Source organism: Mesorhizobium sp. ESP7-2, assembly GCF_020164715.1.
Lineage (GTDB): Bacteria > Pseudomonadota > Alphaproteobacteria > Rhizobiales > Rhizobiaceae > Mesorhizobium.
On sequence record NZ_JAIUGQ010000004.1, the window covers coordinates 59,653 to 76,656 of the forward strand.

A 17,004-nucleotide genomic window follows, 5' to 3' on the forward strand; every position below is an offset into this window, starting at 1 on the left:
TGGGCCTACGACGACGCTTTCTTCAGCGCGCCGCGCAGGGACTGGATGAAAGCCCTGCTGGTTAGCGTCGCACCGGAAATAATATCGACATTGGCGCTCTGGGCGCTGATCGCTTCGTCGCGCAGCATGGGCAGCGCCTGCCTGTTGATGTTCACGGAGGTGCGGCGGTCGGATGGATATTTCAGCACTTTCAGCGCCGTGAGCTGTCCGTTCTGCACGACGGCCTGAATCTGGATGATGCCGTAATAGGCATCGGCCGTGGGGCCGGTGTAGACGCCATCGGCATAGCCCTTTGCGGCGAGCTTCATGTCTACCCGGACGACCCGTGCTGGTGCATCCGGATATGCCGGCCTCGGCTGCGGGACTGGTATGTAGACGGCGGGCGTAACGGCGAAGGAAGGCGTTGGCGATGCAGGATCGGCGACAGACGGTGCCACTGGCGTTGGCGACGGGTGTGGTGCCACCGGAACCACTGTCCGCTTGACTGGATCATTTGGCCGTTCGGCAGGCGCTCCTATGCCAGCTGTCGTTTCCCCGGAGATCGGCAACCTTGTTCCAAACCGGAGATCGAGGGGTGCCGGCGAAGTGCGAAGCACCGGCAAAGCCGCAGCGGATCGGGGCTCTTTTGGCTGCACGGAAGGCGCTTCGGCTGCGTCGGCCGGCAGCGCCTCGCCGAGCATATCGTTTGCCGGATGCCTTCCGGCCTGATCCCAGACATAGGCGCCGGAGGCAGCGACCACGAAAAGCGACAGCGCAAACTTCTTCATCGAAATTATGTTTCCACATTGAACCTTTGCAGTGGCGATCCATCCGGTTCGCCTCGGATGCACTATCGCACGACCAAGCTGACAACTGGCTGTCAGCCAAGATCGAGTCGCGGCAGGTGGAAAGCTCAACGGGATGGCGAGAAGATTTGTCCTAGATCAAGATTGTCGCATAAGCAGCGAGGTAGGAAGGGTCTCTTTTAGCGAGGTAGCTGCCGATGCGTGTTGACAACGAGCCGGCCGGATACACCGGACCCCAGATACTGCTGCATTGGACCATCGCGGTGCTGATCGTCGTCCAGCTTGTGATAGGTGAGGACATCAAGCCGGCTTACCGGGCGTTCTCGCGCGCTGCCGAGCCGGCAGCCGGCGCCGCGGCTGCCCATTTCCTGCTGTATCTCTTCATTTTCGGGATGCCTATCACTGGGGCGCTGGCCTGGTATTTCAGCTTTCGAGCGATGGGTGAGATTCACGAACTCGCCAAGCCGGTGATCATCGTCGTCGTCGGCCTCCATGCGGTGGGAGCCTCGTGGCAGCATTTCCTCATGAAATCGGACGTGCTCGTCAGGATGCTGCGACCGGCTGGACGACGCCTGAGGTGACGTCATGAGCCGCCTTCACAGTGAAAACCATCTTGTATCCCGCGTCGGCTGGCTGCGCGCCGCCGTGCTCGGCGCCAATGACGGCATTGTCTCGACGGCCAGCCTCATCGTTGGCGTGGCGGCAGCCAATGCCGCGGCCTCCAACGTTCTGGTTGCCGGCGTCGCCGGACTGGTCGCCGGAGCGATGTCGATGGCGGCAGGCGAGTATGTCTCGGTCAGTTCGCAGTCCGACACCGAACATGCCGACCTTGCGCGTGAGAAAGGGGAACTGGCGACACAGCCAGATTTCGAGCTGCAGGAACTTGCGGAGATCTATGTCAGACGAGGCGTCGAGCCGAGCCTTGCCTTGCAGGTCGCCCACCAATTGATGGCGAAGGATGCGCTCGGCGCCCACGCTCGCGACGAACTCGGCATTTCCGAAGTCACCACGGCCAGACCGATCCAGGCCGCGCTGACCTCGGCGGCAGCATTTTCGGTTGGCGCGGCCATGCCTTTGGCGATGGTGCTTGTTTCGCCGACCGTGTGGCTTGCCGCAACGGTGTCTGTTGCCTCACTCCTGTTCCTGGCGGTTCTGGGCGCCATCGGGGCCAAAGCCGGCGGCGCCAATGTGCTGAAAGCAACGGTTCGCGTCACCTTTTGGGGCGCGGCGGCAATGGCGCTGACCGCAGGCATCGGTGCGATCGTTGGTACTGCCATCTGACGGTGCGGTAACCTTTATCCGCTCCGATGCCTGCGAGTCCTACTGCCTCAAGAAGTCTCAGCGCTTGGCCAATAAAGTTGCGAAATCGCAACGAAGCGGTCCTGAGCGCGATGTAGGACGAGGGCTTCGCAAATCGCGGAGGACTGCGTCGTGAAGGAACCCAGCTCCATCACTCCCGATATGGTGGTTGACGAAATCATGAGGAAATGGCCGGCAAGCGTGGCTGTGCTGCTGGGCTACAGGATGCTTTGTGTCGGCTGTCCGATCGGCACGTTTCACACCGTGGCCGAGGCGTGCCATGAGCACTGCGTGGACGAGGCGCGTTTCCTGGCCGATCTGGAAGCGACTATCCGGGGCGAACGGTAACGTCAGTGCTTGCCCGGGTTCTCTGCGAGAACCACAAGGCGATGCGCATCCTTGACCGTGACTTTCTGGCGGCCGCTGACGATTATTCCGATGTCTTCCCACCTGCTGAGCAGCCGGCTGACTGTGTGCAGCGTCGTGCCTGTCATCTCCGCGATGTCCTGCCTTGAAATCGGGAAGTCGATTTCGATGCCGCTTTCGGTCTTTCGGCCGGTCTGGTTTGCCAACCGCAACAAGGCATGCGCGACCCTTTGCTCGACCTGTTCGGTGGACATCTCCACGACCCGTGTCTGGGTCTCCTGCAGTCGGGTGCCGACGGTTCTGTAGGTGGTTGCCCCAAACATCGGGAATCGTCGCGCCATCTCCGCCCACAGAGCGTTGGGCCACGCCAGCACCACGCAGTCGACGGCCGCGAGAGCGCTGGCGGGATAGGCCGTTCGGCCGAGCGCCGCGGCGACACCAAAGATTTCGCCTTCGCTGATGTACCTGGCAATGACCTGTTGTCCATCCGGCGTGCTGCGGACGACGCGGATATGACCAGAGATCAGCACAAAAAACGAATGGGCTTCCGTTTCCTGCTCGAAGATCGCGGATTCCTTGGCATAGCGTGACGACCGTGCGCTTCGCAGGATTTCGCTTTGTTCTTCCGCAGTCATCCCTTGGAAGAGCGGCAGCTGCGATATCAGCGATCGGTCGAGCGCAACCAAAATGTGTTTCCTCACGACCCCAAGACACCGCGCCAGCGCGCGGCAACCATTCTTATCGCGAGTTTGCGCCAGCGCAAATTGTTCGCAGGGGCATCAGGCTAAATGACATTGAACGGCGCAATGCCGCGAACATGAGACAAAGGACAAATCGATGAAACGCACCATCCTCGCCGCCGCAATCTCCCTTCTCGCGCTCGCCGGCGGCGCAAGCGCGGAAGAGCATGTGGTGCAAATGCTCAACAAGGGCGAAAAGGGCGCCATGGTTTTCCAGCCGGCCTTCGTCAAGGCCGCACCCGGCGACACCGTGAAGTTTGTGCCGACCGACAAGACGCACGATGCCGAGTCGATCAAGGACATGATTCCGGACGGCGCCGAGCCGTTCAAGGGGAAACCGAGCGAAGAAATCACCGTTACGCTGACCAAGGAGGGCGTCTATGGCGTCAAATGCGCGCCGCACTATGGCATGGGCATGGTCGCACTGATCGTCGTCGGCAAGCCGGTCAATCTCGATACCGCGAAAGCGGTCAAGCATCCTGGCAAGGCAAAGACGGTATTCGCGGATCTGTTCACCCAGATTCCGGCCAACTGACCGGCATGAGATAGCTTGCCTGCCACAAGTGGGCGGGCACGAGCCGGACGGACCGAGGGCGGCGGTCCACCCGGCCTTTCATTTCAGGATGCGAGTCATGGCTATTCCACGTCTGCGGCGCTACTCCGGCCCCGCCTTTCTGTCCTATGGGTTCAGACCCTTTTTCTTCCTCGGCTCGCTTTATGCCGCGCTCTCCATTCTGCTCTGGCTGCCGATGTATGCGGGGGAACTTCAAACCCACAGCCTGTTCGTTCCGGTCGACTGGCATATACATGAGATGCTGTTCGGCTATCTGCCGGCGATCGTGACCGGGTTCCTTTTGACGGCGATCCCCAACTGGACCGGCCGGCTGCCCGTGCAGGGCCTGCCGCTGCTGGCGCTGGTTGTCCTGTGGCTTGCCGGCCGCGCCGCTGTCTTCTTCTCGGCAGACATTGGCTGGGAAGCAGCAGCTATGATCGATGGCTCATTCTTGCTTGCAGTGGCTGCCGCGGCCGCACACGAAATCGTCGCGGGACGCAACTGGCGAAACCTCAAGGTGCTGCTGCCGCTCGTCGTGCTGGCGTCCGCGAACGGCGCGTTCCACATCGAGGCTCATGTCCTGGGAATGTCGGACATCAGCCGAAGGCTCGGCATGGCAGCCGCGATCCTGCTCATATCCTTGATCGGCGGGCGAATTATTCCGAGCTTCACACGCAATTGGCTCGTGCGCGAAAATCCCGGCAGGCTGCCGGCGCCATTCGACCGATTTGACATCGCTTCGATAGCCATCTCTACCGTTGCGCTGGGAGCATGGACAATTGCCCCAGACAACAGCGCCTCAGGTCTTCTTATGGCCGTCGCCGCCATTGCTCAGGCGTCACGGCTGTCGCGCTGGGCTGGCGATCGCACGTTGCGAGATCCCCTCGTTCTCATCCTTCACCTTGCATACGCCTTCGTGCCCTTGGGATTCTCCCTGGTTTCGGCATCGATCTTTTTGCCTGCAATCATCCCGGTCGCCGCCGGGCTGCATGCGTTCGGTGCCGGTGCGGTCGGGTCGATGACGATTGCAGTGATGACCCGCGCTACGCTTGGCCATACCGGCCGGTTACTGCGGGCTGGACGACAAACGATCATTATCTTCGCAGCGATTTTGATTGCAGCGTTGTTACGAATTGTTGCGGCTTTTGTCCCTTATGACGGGATGGTTGAAGTCGCGGGCGTTGCGTGGGCTATGGCATACGCCGGCTTTCTCCTGACCCATGGCGTGGCCTTGACGACGGCGAAGCGCCGGTAACGATGTTTGCAAGAGGATCGTGGCGCCAGTCGTGTGCCTCTTCGGTTCCGGGATAACGTCATAAAATCAGAAACTTACAGCAGGTCGGGCGAATCCTATTCGCCGCGACATGCTGTAAGTCCGAGGCGGACCTGGCGACCCAGAGGGGGCGACCTCAATTTGCTCGGCAAGTCCAGCGCTTGTCGTCCTCAAGGCGGATTGTGTCGCCATACTCTGATGGCGCTTGCTCGTCAGAGTATACCCAAATGAGACAGCAGATCGCTCGCCCAGCCAGCGTGGTTTCGCACCAGCCTGAACCCCAGATTGTCGGGAGGCAAGCCAACGGCGCAACCTCCGCTTTTCCCGTCGCTGATGAAATTCGACATATAGGCTCTATGCAGGCCTTCCAGGACGTGGACCCCACAATTGTCGACCGAGCTCGCAACGCCGCTGCCGTCTTTGGCGAGCGTCGTGCGGACATAGCACGTCGAAGTCCACTCCCAGACGTTGCCGGAAAAGTCGGCAAGCCCGCGCGAATTCACTCCAAAGGAGCCGCGACTCCTGGGCAACGGGTCCGGTTTGCGATTGAGTTCGACCTCCGCCTGATAGCTGGTCAGCCAACGCCTGGCGGGGTTGTTGGCATCGTTTTCGACACCCTCGAATTCTCCCGCGAACCGCTCGGCTGCGGCAAGGGCCCACTCTTCGTCGGATGGCAGCCTCCATTGGCTGCCGGTCACCTCAGAATACCATCGGGCGTAGGCAACGGCGTCGAGGTAGCTCACGCCGGTAGCGGGTGCGTCACGCGGGACCGAGCGGGTCTCCTCCGCCGGCCGACAGCTGCCGGCCGACACACAATCCGCGTAGTCGGTCGCACTGACCTGATAGGCCATGATCTCGAGCGGACCGTCGAATTGCCGCGCGACCTTGGGATTGGCTTGCGGGCGTCCATCCCGCAGGAACTCTCCCGGCATCGGATATCTGATCGAACCGGGAGGCAGGCTGACCGTCATGGCAATGGCGCGGGACTGCCTATGACCACCGGCAGCCTGTATCGAAAGTCCTACCGGCACAGCCGCGGCCACGGCCACCATGGCGATCGGCATGAGCTTCAGGATGAAAGCCGACATGTCTTTTGTCCATGCCCGGACAGGGTCGCTGTCCGGGCAAACTGGAGTGGCGTTCAGTTGGTGGCGATGGGTTTGGGCGCTTCGACCTGTGTCATCAGGTCGTCATTCCACTCGCCCTCGACCTTGAAGTGAGCGGTCGCTCCGAGTTCGACGGCCTCGATCAGATTGTGATTGACGTAGGCGTAGACGCCAGGCTGCAGGAAAGTATAGAGCGCCGAGCCGGCGGAACCGCCACGGATGAACCACGTCTCCAGATCCTTGGCCGGCGGGTTGGCGAATTTGCCCTGTTCCCAGACGTAATCGCCATGGCCGCCGATCAGGTGCGGCCGCGTATCGCGGTTGGCCTGGGAATGGACGATCAGCACCGTTTCGCCGACCTTGGACTTCATGGCGTTGTCGCCGGTCAGGGATCCGACCTTGCCGTTGAACACCACATGCGTCGGAATCAGACCGCGCATGACCTTGACGATGTCGTCGTAGCCGTCGCCGGCGGATTCGTAGCTCTGGAAGTTGCCCTTCTCGTCACGCGGAATGTAGAAGTCACTCTCGCCGATGTAGAAGACCTTGTCGTACTTGACCGGTTGGCCCTTGTCGTTCCTGAGCCCGTCGCGCGGCAGCACCATGATGGCACCGTTCATGCCGGAAACGACATGCCAGGGGATCATCGCGCCGCCAGGGGCGCAGTGATAGACAAACGTTCCCGTCCGCGTCGCCTTGAAGCGCAGGGTCACCTGTTCGCCGGGATTGATCAAGGTCAGGCCGCCGCCTCCCAGCGCGCCGGTAGCGGCGTGGAAATCGATGTTGTGGGCAAGCGAGTTGGTATCGGGATTGATGAGCGTCAGTTCGACATAGTCGTCCTGATGCACGACCATCAGCGGGCCGGGGATCGAGCCGTTGTAGGTCATCGCATTGAGCTTCGTGCCGTCGGCATCGATGACGAGAGGCTTCTCCTCGATCTTCATGGTGAACTCGACGATCTTCGGCCCGTGCTTGGCGACCTGATCGTGCGGATGAACAAAAGGCGGTGCCACGAGCGTGATCTTTTCGCGCGGCAGCCCGCGAATCTCTGCCTTTGTAACCGTGGCCGACAATGCGGGCAGTGCCGCAACGGCGGCAGCGCCAATAGCTGCTCCAAAGAGGGCTTCGCGTCGTGTAATCATGTCAATCTCCTGTCTCTCGACCGTTGCGGACGAGCAGAAGGTACCTGACCTGACGCCAGCCTTCTTTGCGCTGGCGCAAACTGTGTTGTCAATCGCAGGAACAACAGCTCGGGATGCAGAGGTTTTGTAGGGCGCGATTGGAAATGCGAAGGTTTGGTGTCGCGTTTTTCTGCGACGATGCGCTGCCACCAGCGGCTTTCTGAATATCAGTGGTCGCTTTTGTCTTCCAGATCGATCAGGATTCGTTCAGCGGCTCCGTCGAGATCTTCGTACTGGCCGCTCCTCAATGCCCACAGGAACCCCCCAAGGCCAAGCGCTCCAAGGAAGAGAGCGACGGGTATGAGGTAGGTGAGAGTGGTCATGACGATCGGACCAGTTTGTCGAAGTTGGACACCCTGTCGCGGCGAACTTCCTTGGCCGGTGAAAACGACTGCGACGATCTCAGGCGTAGCGCATTGCCAACGACAAGCAGCGATGAGGCGGACATGGCGACCGCCGCGATCAGGGGCGTAACGTGCCCGAGGATCGCTATCGGTACGGCGACCGCATTGTAGACGATCGCGACGACGATGTTCTGCCGGATCAGGCGTCCTGCCTGGCGCGAGACGTCCAACGCCAGCGGGACGGCCAGAAGGCTCTCGCGCAGGAAGACGAAGTCCGCAGCGTTGCGACCAATATCGGCGGCGGTCGCCGGTGCCATCGAGACATGCGCAGCGCGCAGTGCCGGCGTGTCATTGAGGCCGTCGCCAACCATCAGAACCCTCTGTCCGTCTTTCGCCAGCGTCTCGATGCGTTCGACCTTGCCGGACGGCAGCAGGCAGGCAACAAAGTCATCGACACCAAGCACCTTCGCAACCTCGGCGCAGGCTGCCGCGGTATCGCCCGACAGCATTTCGACTGACACCCCGGCACCGCGCAATTGATCGATGGCCGGTGTAGCATCGGCGCGCAGCACATCCTCGAAAGCGAAGGATGCGACAATCATCCCGTTTTTTGTCAGAACCGTTCCACCGTACCCGTGTTTGCCTTCGCCGCCGGTTCGAGCCTTCCAGCCGGCCCATCCGCGTCGACCCAGCCGCCAGATGGTTCCGGCGTCGGTGGCTTCGATCCCTAAACCTGGATGTTCCGTCACTGCATCGAATTTGTGCTGGCTGCCGCCAACGGCAAAGCCAGAGATGGCTTTTGAAAATGGATGACGCGAATGCGCGGCCAGGTCGGCTGCGATGGCAAGCATGGCTGGATCGATCGAGGCCGCGTTGACGAGCCCGGGCTGGCCAAGCGTGAGCGTGCCGGTCTTGTCGAATACCGCCGTGTCGATTGTCGCCAGGCGCTCCATGGCCGAGCCGTCCTTGACCATGATGCCGTTCTCGAACAGGCGCCGTGCGGCGACCACCTGAACGATCGGAACGGCCAGGCCAAGCGCGCAGGGGCATGTGATGATGAGAACAGCGATAGCGATCGTCATGGCCCGGTGCCAGTCGCCGGTCGCCGCCATCCAGCCCAGGAATGTCGCCAAAGCGGTGAGATGAACAACGGGCGCGTAGAGCGCCGAAACGCGGTCGGCGATGCGGCGATAGCGGGCGCGACCGCCTTCGGCGGCCTCCATCAGCCGCACCATCTCCGCCAGGAACGAATCCTTTGCGGCGGCAATCGCTTCGATGGTCAGCGGGCCGGTAAGATTGAGCACGCCGGCCTGCACGGTTTCGCCTGGTGCCACGTTTTTCGGCGTGCTTTCGCCTGAAGCCAGCGAGCAGTCGAGATCCGACGCTCCCTGGATGATCTTGCCGTCGACGGGGATTCTCTCGCCGGCTGCGATCAACAACCGCATGCCCGGTTCGATCTCGCCGACTGGCAAATAGTCGCGCGCGCCGTTGCCGCGAACCACCATGGCGCCACGCGCGGCCAGCTGCGACAGGCCTTTTACTGCCGTGCGGGCACGTTCCCGTATCACGTGATCGAGCGTGCGGCCGATCAAAAGGAAGAACAGCAGTGATACCGAGGCGTCGAAATAGGCGTGGTCGCCATGGTTGATCGTCTCATAGAGGCTCATAGCGTAGGCAAGTGAAACTCCGACCGCGATCGGAACGTCCATGTTCATCCGGCCGTGGCGCAGTGCATTCCAGGCCGACCGGAAGAAGATTCCGCCGGCGAAGGCGAGCGCCGGAATGGCGATCAGCGCCGAGACCCAGTGAAACAGGTCGCGGGTAGCCCCTTCGGCACCCGACCAGACCGACACCGATAGCAACATGATGTTTCCCGCCGCAAACCCGGCGACCGCGACGGCGCGGATCAATTCCGAAAGCGTCTTGTCCTTCTCGTCGATCTCGGGGGCGAAGAGATGCGCCTGGTAGCCGAGCCGCCCAAGCGCGGCGACAAACGGTGGAACTTCATCTCCACGCCACCGGACCGAGACCCGTTTCGTCGACAGGTTGACGCGGGCGCTCTCGACGCGGTCGAGCTTCGCTAACGCCGTCTCGATCGTCTGGATGCAAGCTGCGCAATGAACGCTCGGCACCGAAAGATCGGTCTGGCGATGGCCATCGCCGAGCGATCGGCTCGCCAGCCTGATTTCCTGGCTGGATGGCAGGACAGATTGGTCGCTGCCCATGTCCAGCCCCATTTCAGCGCCCGGCGCACAACAGCTCATTGCAGCGCCCCATGGGAAATCAAGACCCTGCGGACGTCGCGGTAGGGTTTGTCCAGACCGGCATCGGCATCGACTTCGACAATCCAGACGCCGTCTTTCGGCGTGTGCCGGGCGGCGAATTCCTCGCCTGAAGCGAGGGCGAGCGTGACTGACTTGTCCTCTTTCTCGTACGCGGGATGACGAAACAGCATCTTTACGCCGTGCAAAGGAACCGGCTTGCCGGCTGCGTCGGAGAGGCTGTAGCGGACTTCTCCCCACGCGATGGTAAGCTTACCTGTCCAGCCGAGTGCCGCTTGGGCGCGGCCCTCCCGCGCCTGCTTGTTGAATTGCTGGCTTGCAACGTAGGTGTTCTCGACGACGAGGCCGGTCCAACTGGTGTTGGCAAGCGTCGCCATGGTCAGGTTGACCGCGATCACCACTCCGAAGAAGGCGAGGATGATGGCCAGCATGTGCCGGCCGGTGAATTCGCGAGATTTCTGAGCATTGGCAGTCATCTGGCGGCCTCCGGCGCGTTGAAGGTGGCGGTGTATTCATTGGACTCGAGGCTGGCCTTGTCCTCGACGCGGAACGTGAAGGTCTGCGCCGGGGCGCGGATCTGGTCCGCCGGCTGGCGAACAAAGACCTTCAGCATTTTCAGGCGGTCGGGCTCGACCGGAACGGCGAAAGAGCGGCCCGCCGGGATGTCGTCGCCAACGACAGTCATGTCGGCGCCTTCAAGCCCCCGCATGCTGACGACGATCGTTCTCGGCTCCGGGATCATGTTGAGCAGCTTGACCGTATAGCCATTGCGGATGGACCCGTCGGACAACGTGACGAACTGGGGATTGCGGTCATGCAATACGTTCAGTTCCAGCCGGTCACGCGTCAGCAACGAATACAGCAGGCCAAGGCCGATCAACGACCAAAACCCCATGTAGACGTAGGTGCGCGGTCGAAAGATCTTGCGGACCTGAAAATGCGCTACCTGATCGGAGAAGGCGCCGCCAGCAGTCCTGACCAGCGGTGGACTGACCGGGCCACAGCCGCCTGCGGTCGCCAGCATCATGTTGGCGTTGTAGTCGGACAGCGTAGCATAGGCGATCAGCCCGCGCTCCTTGCCGAGCTTGTCCATGACACCGTCGCAGGCGTCGATGCAAAGCGCGCAGGTGATGCATTCGAGCTGCTGGCCATCGCGAATGTCGATCCCCATCGGGCAGACCGCGACGCAGGCGTTGCAGTCGACGCAGTCGCCTACGGGCTGGCCTGCGGCCAGCATTTTCTTGGCGTGACGCGAACGCGGTTCGCCGCGCCAGTCGTTGTAGGTGACGGTGAGAGAATTTTCGTCGAGCATGGCCGCCTGGATGCGCGGCCATGGGCACATATAGGTGCAGACCTGCTCACGCATCAGGCCGCCGAACGTGTAGGTGGTTGCCGTCAGGATGGCGACGGTGATGTAGGCGACAGGCGCGGCAGTGCCGGTGAAAAGCTCGCCGAGCAGCGTCGGTGCGTCGGCGAAATAGAAAATCCAGGCGCCGCCTGTCGCCGCGCCGATGACCAGCCAGATCACGTGCTTCGATACCCGCAGCATCAGCTTGCGCGCGGTCCAGGGTCCCGCATCGAGCTTCATGCGAGCGTTGCGGTCGCCCTCTATCGCGCGCTCGACGACCAGGAACAGATCGACCCAGACGGTCTGCGGGCATGTATAGCCGCACCAGGCACGTCCGACAGTCGACGTGATCAGGAAAAGACCGACGCCCGCCATGACCAGGAGGCCAGCCACGTAAAAGAATTCCTGTGGCCAGATCTCGATGAAAAAGAAGTAGAAACGCCGGTTGGCGACATCGAGCAGCACCGCCTGGTCGGGCGCAAACGGGCCGCGGTCCCAACGCAGCCATGGCGTCAGGTAGTAGATCCCAAGCGTGATCGCCATCACCAGCCATTTGAAGCGGCGGAATTTCCCCGCAGCGCGTTTGGGAAAGATCTTCTTTCGCGCGGCATAAAGGGGCTGACGGGTCTTGGCGGAATTGACCGCTTCGGCTTCCAGCCGTTCTACCTGCGTATTGTCCAGCACCAGGATCTCCACTTGCGCGCAGACTGTGATTTTGATTGCGCTTGGCAAGAATGCCGCCGGGCGGATCGCTCCGCGTTGATGCAAGTCAATCTCGTCATGGCAGAAAGAAATCGAGGCCCGGCAAAGCCGGGCCTCGTCACTCGAGCGGTGAGGGCCGGAGAATAGTCCTCGCTTCCTATTCTCCACCGCCGAGCGAATGCACGTAAACCGCCAGTTCCTTGACCTTGGTCTCGCCCAGGCGCGAGCCCCAGGCTGGCATGACGCCCTGCTTGGGTGCGCGAACCTGGTCGGCGATTGCCGTCTCGCCTGAGCCATAAAGCCAGATCGCGTCGGTCAGGTCGGGGGCGCCGAACTCCTTGTTGCCTTTCGCGTTGTCACCATGACAGGCAACGCAGTTGTCGGCGAAGACCTTGGCGCCAGGCTGGATCAGACTTGCATCGTGGACCTTACCGAACAGGCTGGCGACGTAGGCACTGACCTGTGCAATCTGGTCGGCAGTGATGATGTCGCCAAAGGCCGGCATTTCCGACAGACGCGTTTCCGCATCGGTCGCAAAGCGGATGCCGTGCATGATCGTCTGCTGGATCTGCTCTGCCTTGCCACCCCACAGCCAGTCGTCGTCATTGAGGTTGGGAAAGCCGGCGGACCCCTGAGCACCAGAGCCGTGGCACTGCGTGCAATTGACCTTGAACGCGGCGCCGCCAGCGGCGACCGCGAATTCGCGCAAGGCATCGTCCGCGGTGATCTCCGAGACTGTTTTCGATTCAACGGCCGCGACATATTTGCCCTTCGCCAGGTCCGCCGCCGCCAGCTCGTTCTTGACGTCCTTGCGGCTCGAATAGCCGAGCGCCCCGGTTGTCGCGGAGTGCAGCAGTGGCCATGCCGGATAGGCGACCGTGTAGCCGATCGCCCAGACGATGGTCACGTAGAAGGTTATGACCCACCAGCGCGGAAGCGGATTGTTCAGCTCCCTGATGCCGTCCCATTCGTGGCCCGTGGTTGAGACGCCAGAGATTTCATCGATGTGCTCGTCGCTCATGATCACTCGTCCTCAAGAGGAATCCGGGCAGCTTCGTCGGCCAGCTTGCGGCTGCCAGGGCGCAGCGCAAAGACAATTGCCCCGACAAAGAAAAGCGCCATGGCGACCAATCCCCAGCTGTCAGCAAATTCCCGCATTAGATTGTAATCCACGGATAGAACTCCTTAGCGGTAACCGGCGGCTTCGTCGTAGTTCTTGAAATCGACCAGCGTGCCGAGCATCTGCAGATAGGCCACGAGGGCATCCATTTCGGTGACCTGTCGCGGATTGCCGTCGAAGTCGCCGACCTTGGCTTTGGGATAGCGCGCCTCCAGCCCGGATGTGTCGGCGTTGGGATCAGCCTGCGCCATCAGATCGGCGTTGGCGTGCGCGATCATGTCATCATCGTAGGGGACGCCGACACGCCGGTTGGCGACGAGGTGCGTCGAGAAGTCTTTCACCTCGATCGGCACGTCTTTCAGGAATGCGTAGCTGGGCATAATCGATTCCGGCACCACCGAACGTGGAGCCGAGAGATGCGCGACATGCCAGGCATTCGAGTAACGGTCACCGACCCGGGCGAGATCCGGTCCGGTGCGCTTCGATCCCCACTGGAAGGGATGATCGTACATGGATTCAGCAGCCAGGCTGTAGTGGCCGTAGCGCTCGACTTCGTCGCGGAACGGCCTGATCATCTGGCTGTGGCAGAGGTAGCAGCCCTCGCGCACGTAGATGTTGCGCCCGACAAGTTCGAGCGGCGAGTAAGGGCGCATACCTTCCACCTTCTCGATCGTGTTGTCGAGATAGAAGAGCGGAGCGATCTCGACAATGCCGCCGACGGTCACCACCAGAAGAGAGCCAACGAGAAGAAGCGTGGCGTTCTTCTCGATGATCGCGTGTCTATCCATCAAGCCCATTTCTGGCTCCTTACTGTGCAGGCTGAAGGGCGGGTACAGAGCCCGGCATCGGTTGCTCCTCACGCTGGCGGCCGAGGATGGTCATCGCGATGTTCCACGCCATGATCAGGGCACCCGAGAGAAACATCGCGCCCCCCATGGCCCGCATGACATAGTAGGGGTGCATGGCTGCGACCGTTTCGGCGAAGGAGTAGACCAGGAAGCCCTGCTCGTCGTATTCGCGCCACATCAGGCCCTGCATGATGCCGGACACCCACATGACCGCCGCGTAGACGACGATCCCGAGTGTCGCCAGCCAGAAGTGCCAGGTGACGAGCCTCAGCGAGTAGAGCCGCTCGCGGTTCCAGAGCTTGGGCACCATGTAGTAGATCGCGCCGAACGAGATCATGCCGACCCAGCCGAGCGCACCCGAATGGACGTGCCCGATGGTCCAATCGGTATAGTGCGACAGCGAGTTGACCGTCTTGATCGACATCATCGGACCTTCGAAGGTCGACATGCCGTAGAAGGCGATGGCCATCACCATCATGCGGATGATCGGATCGGTGCGTAGCTTGTCCCAGGCGCCTGACAACGTCATCAGGCCGTTGATCATGCCGCCCCATGAGGGCATCCACAACATGATCGAGAACACCATGCCCAGCGTCTGCGCCCAGTCGGGCAGGGCGGTGTAGTGCAGGTGGTGCGGTCCGGCCCAGATGTAGAGGAAGATGAGCGCCCAGAAATGGATGATCGACAGTCGATAGGAATAGACCGGCCGGTTCGCCTGCTTGGGAACGAAATAATACATCATGCCGAGGAAGCCGGCAGTGAGGAAGAAGCCGACGGCGTTGTGTCCGTACCACCATTGCGTCAGGGCGTCCTGGACTCCAGAAAAAGCGGAGTAGCTCTTGGATCCGAGGAAGGAAGCGGGCATCGACAGGTTGTTGACCACATGCAGTATCGCGATGGTCACGATGAAGGAGAGGTAGAACCAGTTGGCGACATAGATGTGCGGTTCCTTGCGCTTCAGGATCGTGCCAAGGAACAGGATGAGATAGGCGACCCAGACGATGGTCAGCCAGATGTCGACATACCATTCAGGTTCAGCGTATTCGCGGCTCTCGGTAATGCCGAGCAGGTAGCCGGTCGCGGCCATGACGATGAAAAGCTGGTATCCCCAGAAGACGAACCAAGCGAGATCGCCGCCGAACAGGCGCGCCCGGCAGGTGCGCTGCACGACGTACAATGACGTGCAAAGCAATGCGTTGCCGGCAAAGGCGAAGACGACGCCCGACGTATGCACCGGCCGCAAGCGGCCGAAATTGAACCAGGGCTGGATGTTGAGATCGGGGTAGGCAAGCTGCAGCGCGATGACCACGCCGACCAGCATGCCGACGACACCCCAGAACATAGTGGCGATGGCGCCGTAGCGGATCGGACCGTCCATGTATGCGGATGGGTCGATTGGGGCGGCGGCCTCGAAGCTCGTGTTGCGCAGCAGAATGGCGATGAAGCCGAGTAGGACGAAAAACAGCACCCACATATGTTGCCGGAATGGCTCGTCGACGCCGAAGCCGGCAGCCACCAAAGCCGCGAATGTAAAAAGGCTCAACGCGAAGATTTGTGTGCCGAACTTCATGACATATCCCCGACCTCGGATTCCTATGCGCGGACGTCAATCCGCTCCGCATGGACACCAATTCCGCAGTCGCTCCGTTGCCGCCTTGATCCATGTCAAAGTCATTTGCTTTTGGATTGGGCAGCCTTGGTCCTGCAAACGACCGGGAGGCTGCCGTTGAGCTCGCAGACACGAGGCGGATCGTTCCCGCTGCAAACAAGCGGCACCAGTTCGATGCCGGCGATTCGATCCGGCACAAAAGCGGCCTCAGCTGCGGTGATGAGACGTGCGCATCTTGAAAAATTGCAGCTGTGCGACGCCTTGGAACGGATCGCGGACTGCCTGCCTAAGGTGGATCTTTTGGCATGCCTAAGTGCGGCAAACACGATCGTCCCGCTGTTGCGTGACAGTCATCGATACGAAGAGACGATCATCTTTCCAGCCTATGAGACCGCTTTGGCCAGCAGCGGTGCGGACATTGATTCAGTCCGGCGATTGCGCGCCGAACACGTCGAGGACGAATCCTTTGCCGGCGAGGTGACCGAGATTCTGTTGGGGATCGGCCACGGCAAGTCGATCGACAATGTGGAGGCCGTTGGCTTCATGCTGCGTGGCTTCTTCGAAGGCTTGCGCCGGCATGTCGCCTTTGAGCGGGAGCACGTCTTGCCGATGATCGGGATCGTCGATCGATCCTAAGCGCCGGAGCGGCGCTGCAGCCGGGTCAAGCTATCGACGACAATATGCCGATTGTTCTCTATGCGGATCACGCCATCCGATCTTAGTCTGGTCAGCTGGCGGCTGACGGTTTCGATAGTCAGGCCGAGGAAATCGGCGATGTCGGCGCGGGTCAACGGCAGATCGAAACGTGTGGACTGGGCGGCCGGGTCAAGCGCGGGGTCGATGTTTCTGGCGATCATCAGAAGAAAGCTTGCCACCTTTTCCGACGCACTCTTGCGGCCCAGCGTCACCATCCAATCGCGTGCGTCATCGAGTTCATTCAGCGTCTGCTTAAACAGACGATGCTCCAGTCCTGGCGATTCCCTCATCATCCGTTCAATGGAGGCCTTTGGAAACGAGCACAAAGAGACTGCTGTTGCTGCTTCGGCGTTGATCGCGCTTTCGGCCTTGAAGGGCCGGCCCAGAAAATCGGGAGCAAATTGAAGCCCGACGATCTGCTGGCGCCCGTCCGAAAGGCTCTTCGTGAGCTTGACCACGCCGGAGAGCACGTTCGAGTAACTGTCGACCGTCTCGGCGTCGCCAATCAATTCCACGCCCGGTTCAACCGTTTGCTTCGACGAGGTCTTGGCGAGGCCCACCAGCTGTTCGGGATCGAGCGCGCCGCAAATGCCATGGTGCCGCGCTTCGCACGATTGGCAAAGCACGGGAATGCCGGCGCTGTGTACATCCTGACGCACTGTCATCGTGGTCTTCCGAGGAACGAAAGCTGCTGTAGGGTATAGCATCGACCCCGGAAAAAACCTTGCGGCAGTTTGTCCGTAACCGATGAG

At 61.2% G+C, this 17,004-nt stretch carries 19 protein-coding genes; 6 read left to right on the forward strand and 13 right to left on the reverse strand.

All coding sequences use genetic code 11. The features are described from left to right. Positions 1-5: 5 nt before the first annotated feature. The gene (locus tag LB543_RS05840; RefSeq protein WP_224597077.1) at positions 6-308 is read right to left on the reverse strand and encodes an FMN-binding protein; all 303 of its coding nucleotides are present in this window, start codon (positions 306-308) and stop codon (positions 6-8) included. A gap of 674 nt (positions 309-982) precedes the next feature. Here LB543_RS05840 and LB543_RS05845 point away from each other — a divergent pair. The 3 genes from LB543_RS05845 (at position 983) to LB543_RS05855 (ending at position 2,432) form a co-directional block, all read left to right on the forward strand. Further along, positions 983-1,366: a cytochrome b gene (locus LB543_RS05845; protein ID WP_224613396.1), complete on the forward strand. Its 384-nt coding sequence runs from the start codon at positions 983-985 to the stop codon at positions 1,364-1,366. Positions 1,367-1,370: 4 nt separating this feature from the next. Further along, positions 1,371-2,066, forward strand: a complete 696-nt coding sequence (locus tag LB543_RS05850; protein ID WP_224613397.1) for a VIT family protein — start codon at positions 1,371-1,373, stop codon at positions 2,064-2,066. 150 nt (positions 2,067-2,216) lie between these two features. Beyond that, a complete protein-coding gene (locus LB543_RS05855; RefSeq protein WP_224597071.1) occupies positions 2,217-2,432 on the forward strand; it encodes a DUF1858 domain-containing protein in 216 nt (71 codons plus the stop codon). 2 nt (positions 2,433-2,434) lie between these two features. On the opposite strand, the gene LB543_RS05860 is transcribed toward LB543_RS05855, so the two are convergent. Next, positions 2,435-3,136 carry a Crp/Fnr family transcriptional regulator gene (locus LB543_RS05860; RefSeq protein ID WP_224613398.1) on the reverse strand — a complete coding sequence of 234 codons (702 nt, stop codon included), beginning with the start codon at positions 3,134-3,136 and terminating at the stop codon, positions 2,435-2,437. A gap of 151 nt (positions 3,137-3,287) precedes the next feature. Between LB543_RS05860 and LB543_RS05865 the strand changes: the two genes are divergently transcribed. Both LB543_RS05865 and LB543_RS05870 read left to right on the forward strand, forming a co-directional pair. Further along, entirely contained in the window at positions 3,288-3,725 is a 438-nt protein-coding gene (locus tag LB543_RS05865; RefSeq protein WP_140811493.1) for a pseudoazurin, read from the forward strand. A gap of 97 nt (positions 3,726-3,822) precedes the next feature. After that, positions 3,823-4,998 (forward strand): NnrS family protein, encoded by a 1,176-nt coding sequence (locus LB543_RS05870; RefSeq protein WP_224613399.1) that lies wholly within the window; start codon positions 3,823-3,825, stop codon positions 4,996-4,998. Between the two features lie 230 nt (positions 4,999-5,228). Here the strand turns inward: LB543_RS05870 and LB543_RS05875 are convergent, their stop codons facing one another. The 10 genes from LB543_RS05875 to ccoN form a co-directional block, all read right to left on the reverse strand. Next, positions 5,229-6,104 carry an SUMF1/EgtB/PvdO family nonheme iron enzyme gene (locus tag LB543_RS05875; protein ID WP_224613401.1) on the reverse strand — a complete coding sequence of 292 codons (876 nt, stop codon included), beginning with the start codon at positions 6,102-6,104 and terminating at the stop codon, positions 5,229-5,231. A 53-nt stretch (positions 6,105-6,157) separates the two neighbouring features. Then, the gene (nirK, locus tag LB543_RS05880; RefSeq protein WP_224613402.1) at positions 6,158-7,264 is read right to left on the reverse strand and encodes a copper-containing nitrite reductase; all 1,107 of its coding nucleotides are present in this window, start codon (positions 7,262-7,264) and stop codon (positions 6,158-6,160) included. Between the two features lie 206 nt (positions 7,265-7,470). Next, positions 7,471-7,626, reverse strand: a complete 156-nt coding sequence (ccoS, locus tag LB543_RS05885; RefSeq protein ID WP_224613407.1) for a cbb3-type cytochrome oxidase assembly protein CcoS — start codon at positions 7,624-7,626, stop codon at positions 7,471-7,473. Further along, a complete protein-coding gene (locus LB543_RS05890; RefSeq protein ID WP_224613409.1) occupies positions 7,623-9,911 on the reverse strand; it encodes a cation-translocating P-type ATPase in 2,289 nt (762 codons plus the stop codon). Before LB543_RS05890 ends, ccoS begins: the two co-directional genes overlap by 4 nt. Continuing rightward, a complete protein-coding gene (locus tag LB543_RS05895) occupies positions 9,908-10,405 on the reverse strand; it encodes a FixH family protein (protein ID WP_224613410.1) in 498 nt (165 codons plus the stop codon). Before LB543_RS05895 ends, LB543_RS05890 begins: the two co-directional genes overlap by 4 nt. After that, entirely contained in the window at positions 10,402-11,961 is a 1,560-nt protein-coding gene (ccoG, locus tag LB543_RS05900) for a cytochrome c oxidase accessory protein CcoG (protein ID WP_224613411.1), read from the reverse strand. Before ccoG ends, LB543_RS05895 begins: the two co-directional genes overlap by 4 nt. A gap of 175 nt (positions 11,962-12,136) precedes the next feature. Beyond that, positions 12,137-13,000, reverse strand: coding sequence for a cytochrome-c oxidase, cbb3-type subunit III (ccoP, locus tag LB543_RS05905; RefSeq protein WP_224613412.1), 864 nt, complete (start codon positions 12,998-13,000; stop codon positions 12,137-12,139). Between the two features lie 2 nt (positions 13,001-13,002). Continuing rightward, positions 13,003-13,152: a cbb3-type cytochrome c oxidase subunit 3 gene (locus tag LB543_RS05910; RefSeq protein ID WP_140522798.1), complete on the reverse strand. Its 150-nt coding sequence runs from the start codon at positions 13,150-13,152 to the stop codon at positions 13,003-13,005. Positions 13,153-13,164: 12 nt separating this feature from the next. Continuing rightward, positions 13,165-13,896, reverse strand: a complete 732-nt coding sequence (ccoO, locus tag LB543_RS05915) for a cytochrome-c oxidase, cbb3-type subunit II (protein ID WP_140760890.1) — start codon at positions 13,894-13,896, stop codon at positions 13,165-13,167. 10 nt (positions 13,897-13,906) lie between these two features. Further along, entirely contained in the window at positions 13,907-15,517 is a 1,611-nt protein-coding gene (gene ccoN / locus LB543_RS05920; RefSeq protein WP_140760888.1) for a cytochrome-c oxidase, cbb3-type subunit I, read from the reverse strand. A gap of 258 nt (positions 15,518-15,775) precedes the next feature. Here ccoN and LB543_RS05925 point away from each other — a divergent pair, with 258 nt between their 5' ends. Continuing rightward, positions 15,776-16,192, forward strand: coding sequence for a hemerythrin domain-containing protein (locus tag LB543_RS05925; protein WP_224613535.1), 417 nt, complete (start codon positions 15,776-15,778; stop codon positions 16,190-16,192). Here the strand turns inward: LB543_RS05925 and LB543_RS05930 are convergent. Next, positions 16,189-16,917: a Crp/Fnr family transcriptional regulator gene (locus tag LB543_RS05930; protein WP_224613413.1), complete on the reverse strand. Its 729-nt coding sequence runs from the start codon at positions 16,915-16,917 to the stop codon at positions 16,189-16,191. The two genes, LB543_RS05925 and LB543_RS05930, sit on opposite strands and share 4 nt — an antisense overlap. Between the last annotated feature and the right edge of the window lie 87 nt (positions 16,918-17,004).

Bases quoted from the DNA above. Each gene is read 5' to 3' on its own strand.
- LB543_RS05890 (WP_224613409.1), bottom strand. From the start codon at position 9,911: ATGAGCTGTTGTGCGCCGGGCGCTGAAATGGGGCTGGACATGGGCAGC.
- LB543_RS05870 (WP_224613399.1), top strand. From the start codon at position 3,823: ATGGCTATTCCACGTCTGCGGCGCTACTCCGGCCCCGCCTTTCTGTCC.
- LB543_RS05930 (WP_224613413.1), bottom strand. From the start codon at position 16,917: ATGACAGTGCGTCAGGATGTACACAGCGCCGGCATTCCCGTGCTTTGC.
- LB543_RS05875 (WP_224613401.1), bottom strand. From the start codon at position 6,104: ATGTCGGCTTTCATCCTGAAGCTCATGCCGATCGCCATGGTGGCCGTG.
- LB543_RS05895 (WP_224613410.1), bottom strand. From the start codon at position 10,405: ATGACTGCCAATGCTCAGAAATCTCGCGAATTCACCGGCCGGCACATG.
- LB543_RS05845 (WP_224613396.1), top strand. From the start codon at position 983: ATGCGTGTTGACAACGAGCCGGCCGGATACACCGGACCCCAGATACTG.
- LB543_RS05850 (WP_224613397.1), top strand. From the start codon at position 1,371: ATGAGCCGCCTTCACAGTGAAAACCATCTTGTATCCCGCGTCGGCTGG.
- LB543_RS05865 (WP_140811493.1), top strand. From the start codon at position 3,288: ATGAAACGCACCATCCTCGCCGCCGCAATCTCCCTTCTCGCGCTCGCC.
- ccoP (WP_224613412.1), bottom strand. From the start codon at position 13,000: ATGAGCGACGAGCACATCGATGAAATCTCTGGCGTCTCAACCACGGGC.
- nirK (WP_224613402.1), bottom strand. From the start codon at position 7,264: ATGATTACACGACGCGAAGCCCTCTTTGGAGCAGCTATTGGCGCTGCC.
- LB543_RS05840 (WP_224597077.1), bottom strand. From the start codon at position 308: ATGAAGCTCGCCGCAAAGGGCTATGCCGATGGCGTCTACACCGGCCCC.
- ccoN (WP_140760888.1), bottom strand. From the start codon at position 15,517: ATGAAGTTCGGCACACAAATCTTCGCGTTGAGCCTTTTTACATTCGCG.
- LB543_RS05925 (WP_224613535.1), top strand. From the start codon at position 15,776: ATGAGACGTGCGCATCTTGAAAAATTGCAGCTGTGCGACGCCTTGGAA.
- ccoS (WP_224613407.1), bottom strand. From the start codon at position 7,626: ATGACCACTCTCACCTACCTCATACCCGTCGCTCTCTTCCTTGGAGCG.
- ccoO (WP_140760890.1), bottom strand. From the start codon at position 13,896: ATGGGCTTGATGGATAGACACGCGATCATCGAGAAGAACGCCACGCTT.